The following is a 6303-nucleotide window of genomic DNA, read 5'->3' on the forward strand; positions in this document are numbered from 1 at the left end:
GCTGGGTGGGGGTGTGATCGAGGGCACCGGCACGATGGTGAGTACGGGTATGGGCAATGCTGCGTTTCATGACAACAGCAATGTGGGGGACGGGTTCACTTCGGGCATGGTCGAGGGCATGACCGAAGGCGGTGGTGGCCGCCGCGGCGGTAGCACCGCAAGCGGGGGCGGGGTGCCGGTGCCGAGGATCCCGGTTCTGGGTATCAGCCTGCCGCCGGCGGCAGACCTCACCGCCCCTATGGAGGATGACGGTGAGAAGACTCTGGTGACGCCTGCGACTGCGGTGCGTGACCCCGGGCCGGCCGGCACCGACCACACCAGTACGGGCGTGCCGGACGGGGTCGTGTCGGGTGGCGGCACGGGTGGGCAGGCAGGCCCGGCCACCACCACTGCTTCCGGGCCTCTGGGCCGTGGTATTGAGGCTGGGGTTACGACCGGGACGGGTTCGGTCACCACGGGTCCGGGGGCTTCTCCCCAGACGGCTGTTACCGGTCCCGGCCCGGGTTCCGGCACGTCAGAGGGTCCCAGCGGCTCAGCTGGTGCTGGTGTGCCACACGTCCCGGGTGCACTGCGCGGCGCGAGAGCGGGTGACGGAGCTCAACAGCTCGTCATGGAGGCGACTGGCCCGGAACGCAGCGGTGTGGGGCCGGCCGTCAAGGGCGACGACACCGCTGACACCGTCACCACCCAGCACCCCGCCCCCGGCACCGGGGCTGGGAGTGGTGACCACTTGGCGCATGTCCAGGACGTGGGCCCTGCTGCTGGGCTTGCGGGGTTCGAGGACGCCGACGGTTCTCCCGGCGAGGTCGGCGGTCTTCTGGGGGCTGCGGTGAACGGTCTGGGTAATGTGTGGGCAGTCGTGGAGCATGCGGCCGTGCCCGGCACAGATCTCCTGGATGGTGGTTCTGTTGGTGCTGGCGGGACGGTGCCTGCTGCTGCGTCTGCTGGTGCTGCCATGGTGACCGAGTCTGTGGCCGGTCCTGTTTCGGTTGCCGGTTCTGTTCGTGGTGGTTCGCGGGGTACTGGCGCTGCTGGGGAGCAGCCGTCCGCGCTTGTGGTGGGGGAGCCGGCGGTGGCTGCGGGGATGTTGCCTGGTGTGGACTCGCCTGCGGGTGCGGGTGCGGGTGCGGGTGCGCTTATGCGGCCTGAGCTTGCGGGGCTGGATGCTGTGCCGGCCGATGGTGCCAGGGGTGAGGGCGAGGGGGCGCGCGCTACTGGGGGGCTGCATGCTGAGGGCATCGCTGACACGGCGACCCCGGACCTGGCCCTGGGATCCGGCGTGGTCACGCGTTCCGTGGCTGGCCGTGTGCCCGGCACGGCTGACGAGGGGGCCGAGGTCGCCGACGCTGTGGCGGGCGACACCGACGACAGTGATGACGGGGTCACGGTGCTCGGTGATGACGCTGACGCCGGGGTGGTCGGCGGTGATGCGGATGACGCCACTGTAGTCGGTGAGGATGTGATGGCAGATGGGGCGGAAGCGGGGCGCGGTAAGGGTGGCCTGTCCGAACCCGGGAAGGGGCATGACAAGGTCAGTGCCTGGCTGACTGGTACTGGCCACAGCCTCGACTCGGCTCGGTACAAGGCGATTCTGCTGGATCCGGGCAGTCAGTTCCCCCAAGCTGTTACGGCTCATCCCGTCCATATCTCTGCTGGGGGCCTGGATGAAACGTCCGGTGCCGAGGCTGCTCGTGGGGCCGTTGCCGATCCTGGGTGGGGGGTCGGTGAACGGGCCGCTGTCGAGGCGCTGGCTGGCAGGTGGGTGCGCCCGGACATTACCCGGCGCTGGAATGATGGTGAGTGGTCGGTTGTTACGGCGGCCCGCCGGTCCGGTGAGGCGACCGCGGCCGCTGCCACCTTGCAGACGGTTATTCGCTATATTCCTGCGGATTTGCTCAGGAATTACCGCACCATCCTGACCTATTTGCATAACAGATTCGAGGACCGCTTCGTTGCCCACTTTGTCCGGGCTGGCGGCGACCTGGTGGCGGCGGGGGTGGACGTCTTCGCTTTGGAGTGGGCGGCCACGCCACTTGTGCAACGGGCCGTTGTTGAGGCCCTGGTGTATAGGGGGTTGTCTGGTTCGGACGTGACCGCGTCCTGGACTGGTGGTGACTGGGGCGCTGTCGTGGTAGCTCTTCGTGCGAGTGAGAAGGCCGCAGCGGCCACGATTCTGAGGCTAGCCGAAAACCGCTTTCCCGAGGTGTTCGCTGAGTACGAGTACTTCGAAGCCCGGGCCGCCTTGACCGGCAGCGATGTGCCGGGGGCGGTTGCCCGCTTGCTGCGGGCTGGGATTGACATGGCAGAGAGGGGGGTGGATGTCTTCGCCCTGGAGTGGATGGCCAGGTCAGTTGTGGAGCAGAGGCTTGTCGCGGCCCTGGTTGGCTACCGGCTGCTTGACCAGGAACATACGACGCGTTGGACCGATAGTGACTGGGGGGCGGTTGCGGTGGCTTTCCGTGCCAGTCGGGTGGTCGCAGAGGCCACCATTCGACAGCTGGCCACCGGGGGCCTTGCCGCGCTGCAGCTACTTGACAAGCCTCCTTTGGCGACACCTTCGAATGACCGGTTGGCGGCTGCTCGTCGTCGTGCTGCTGATCCTGACGGGCGGCAGGCTAGTGCCCGGACTGAGAAACTTGTTGCTGCGTTCGAGGAGTATTACAGGGCTTGCGGCAACGTCGACGAGGCTGGTGTGGCGGACACGGCGCGGGATGCCGCGCGTCCCGTCGAAGCCCCGCATGTCGCGGCGGCTCGTCTTGTCGAGGCCGGGGATGCGCTGAGCGCTGAGGGTGTGGATGTTTTCGCTGTCGCATGGACGCGCCTGCACGGCAGTGAAGAAGAGGCCGATGTCAAAACCCTGGTTGCCGGGTGGCTGCCCGGGGGCAGCACCACAGACTGGACTGGCCGTGAGTGGGGCGCGGTTGCCGTAGCCAGGCGTACCGGCGAGAAGGCCGCAATTGCCGCAGCCGCAGGTGCCAGCAAGAAGGTTGAGGCTGCCGCCGTCAGGCGAGGCGGCGAGGACCTCGCGGCTGCAACTACCTGGCGGGTGGCCGCCGACCGTGCCGGTCTTCCCGTACGCAACATCAGCTCACTCCGAGCAGCAACTAAGCGCGAACTCCGGGGCATGCGCTGGGAGGGTGCCGTCGACGTCAACGACGCCATGGTGGCCCGGTACTACGCGACCCTGACCCAGGAGGAGGCCGGTACCAATGAACGCGCTGTGGCCTTCGCCATTGCCGGCCGTATCGTCAGCCCCGGTCAGCGCCTGGGTCTGCCCGGCGGGGCCGCACGTCTGAAAACGTTCTTCCGTCGAGCACGCACCGGAGAAGACACCAAGGCCGTCAGCACGGCTGGCGTCCCCGTCGTCGCGGCCGACCGCGGCGTCAATACGGCTAGCATCCCCGCCACCCTCGGCAGCTCCCGGCCGGACGCGGGTGCTGAGCTGATGGGGAAGCTGGAAAGGACCTACGGAGTATCATTCAATTCCAGCCTCGGAGTCTCAGAATTCAAGCGCAGATATTTCGATCTGCCGCCCAAGGTGATCGACCCGGTTAAGGTCGATAAGTTCCCCGTTGAGTGGCTGCCGCTGATCGATCAGGTGTGGATGGTGCGGACGGGCAGTGAGCATGCTGATGTGTTGAACCAGGAGATTTTGGGGGCGGCGCTCGCCGACCAGGTGCCGGGTACGCCTGAGTACGAGCGGTTGGAGAGGGTTGTGAATTCTTACGGGCCGGGCTGGGCTGCTGGTGGGCGGCCGGCGGGGGGCGGCCGGCTGCCGTCGGTGCCTGCCGGGGCTGCTGCGGTCACTGCGGTGACTGCGGTTACCGGGGGTGCTGCCGTCGGTGAGGTGGCGGGTGTCCCGGCCGGGGAATTTGCTGGGCCTGTTCTGCCCGTGGACGTGAACCGTTTGGCGCCCGGTGCTGCAGGCGACGTGGGCGGGGTCCCTGCGGGCGGGTTTGTGCCGGGTGTTGCGGGGGTGGTGACGGAGTCTGCGGGCCCGGAGCTGCGCCCGGGCCTGGGTGGGGTTGCTGTCGTGGGTGATACGCCCATGGCGCCGGCGTCCGTGCTGGCGCCGGCTTCCGAGGTGGTGTCGGGGCGGTCTGGCCGCAATGAGACGCTGGAGTCATTTCGGCGGAAGTGGGTCAAGACGCCAAATGAGGGGACTCCGCCCAACTCAGTGCAAGCAGCGTTGCTAGCGGCGTATCAGATAGTGGGCCGGTATCAGCGAGTTCCCATGGGGGGTATAGCAGCGCGGTTGGAAGAGCATGATGAGAACTTCAGCGAGCTGCCGCCATGGGATCAGGACACGGTACTTGTGGCACATCGCCTGCTTGAGCAGCCATTGGAAGATCCGAAAGAATTGGAAGATTTCGCTAAAGCGCTTAGCGAGGGTAGACTCAAGTCGGAATTTCGGACGATGCTGGTGGGCGGGGCGCCCATGGCACGACTTAACCAAATTCAGCAGGCTGCTTATCGCGCGGTGGATCCGGCTATGGCTGGTTACGTGATCCGGCCGCCCCTCGAAACTACCTCCCCGGGCAGTGACTGGCAGCAGGCTCTGATTCTCCCCAGGACGAGCGAGGGCACACTCTCACCGGCGGCAATGCGTCTCATGCTGCAGTACAGCAACCGCCTTTTTGGCATCAACCGTGCACTCATCGAAGAACACGCGGGAATTACAGTCGATCTGCGCATCGTAGACCAGATGCGCGGCCGTGCGATACCGTCCCAAGTCCTAGCCAAATTCCCGGAAATCGACTCATTTCGGCATCAAGCTGGCCACTCCGCGAGTGCGAGTACCGTGGTCTTGGACGGGAGGATCACGGACCGGAACACCAGGTTCGACGATATGGCCAAGCTTGACATTTCAGTAGGACGCACCCCGGTTACGGTACACATTGACCCCACGGATTCCCGGGACCAGACCGACCGTCGACTTCATCAGCTCATCACTGCGGTGGACATGGTCCAGCGTGCCGGATACAAAGTACCGGACATGAAGATCTACTTTCCTAAATACACTCAGGCGCTGCTGGCAGACTCTGAAATGATGATTACGGCAGACGTAAACTCACCTCAATATCTTCGCAGTCTGTATGCGGAGTTCATTGCTCCTGACCGGTTCATACTCTCCCCGAGACTTCTGGAAGCCACTATTGATCGCCGTCGCGACAGTGATGGCATCTTTAAGGGACTCGCACTGCAGTATGATGATTCGGCTACGGCTGTCATCATCCACGAAATTGGTCACTTCCTTCAATATCGCCAAAATCCTTCACGCTTTTTCGAATTTAAAACAAAATGGATCGATGCCCGCGAAGCGCGGGCGCTAAGTGCATACGCTGGCACTCCTGCGGAATACCCCGCCGAGTACTTCCTGGGGGCGGTAATGGGTAAGGTATTCACGTCACGTCAAAGTGCCATGTACGCCGCGGTAGGCGGCCCCAGACCCGATTTCACACCCACTCCACGGCCGGCACCACAACTCAATTTCGACAAGCTGGCGCATCTCACGCAAGACGTGAATAGTCTACTTCGACGCCGTGGCGACTCTCAAGGTGCCGTTACCCCCGACTGGGTCGCCGCCGAATTCCAGCTACTTCCTCGTGACGTAAAGTTTGGTTACAGGGAGCTGATTGCGGCAGGCCTCGCTGATGTTCGCCAATACGGAACAGTCGGCCGAATGCTCGACGGCGCTCACGCAGTTACTGTGGCTGATCATTCGTCGGCCGTTCGCCGGGGGAGTAGCTAGTAACGGTCCTCTGTGTTTTCGCTATGTAATGTTGGACGACAGCGTCTTTCAGTGAAAGACGCTGTCGTTTGGCGAGGGCATCAGATGGCGCTTATTCGGGGCGATGTGCGGCCCCGGCGCGGGGTGTTCCGGGGTGGTGTCTGGTTCCAGAGTTTAGCGGACTCGCAGTTTTGACGCACGTTACCTTCCAGGAGAGGCGGCCGGAAGCAATCGAACCGCGCCCACCCCCTCGTAGCCAGCTTGGCCCGCGGCAGCGGGCCTCATGGCCGGAGGCGGAGCCGAGGGCCGGTCAGGGGAGCGCAGCGAGCCTGACATTGAGGGCGTGTCAGCGCCCGCGGGTGGGGTGGAGCGAAGCGGAGCCCCACCAGGCCCGCGTGGGGCGGGCCGAACGAAGTGAGGCAAGCCCCGCAAGGCGGGCCCGCAATCCCCGAACGCAGTGAGGGGATTGCCCCGGGGTGCGAAGCGCCCCGGACCGCCGAGCGCAGCGAGGCGGCAGGCCCCCGCGGAGCGGGGGCCTGCGCTTGCACAGCGCGCAGCGCTGTGGTACCCGC

1 protein-coding gene is annotated in these 6303 nt (G+C 65.2%); it reads left to right on the forward strand.

All coding sequences use genetic code 11. The annotated features are described in order from the left end of the window. The first annotated feature begins 1279 nt into the window (after positions 1-1279). Positions 1280-5752, forward strand: coding sequence for a hypothetical protein (locus PV350_RS43340; RefSeq protein ID WP_500338876.1), 4473 nt, complete (start codon positions 1280-1282; stop codon positions 5750-5752). The last annotated feature ends 551 nt before the right edge of the window (positions 5753-6303 follow it).

The organism is Streptomyces sp. PA03-6a, from assembly GCF_033792765.1.
GTDB lineage: Bacteria > Actinomycetota > Actinomycetes > Streptomycetales > Streptomycetaceae > Actinacidiphila.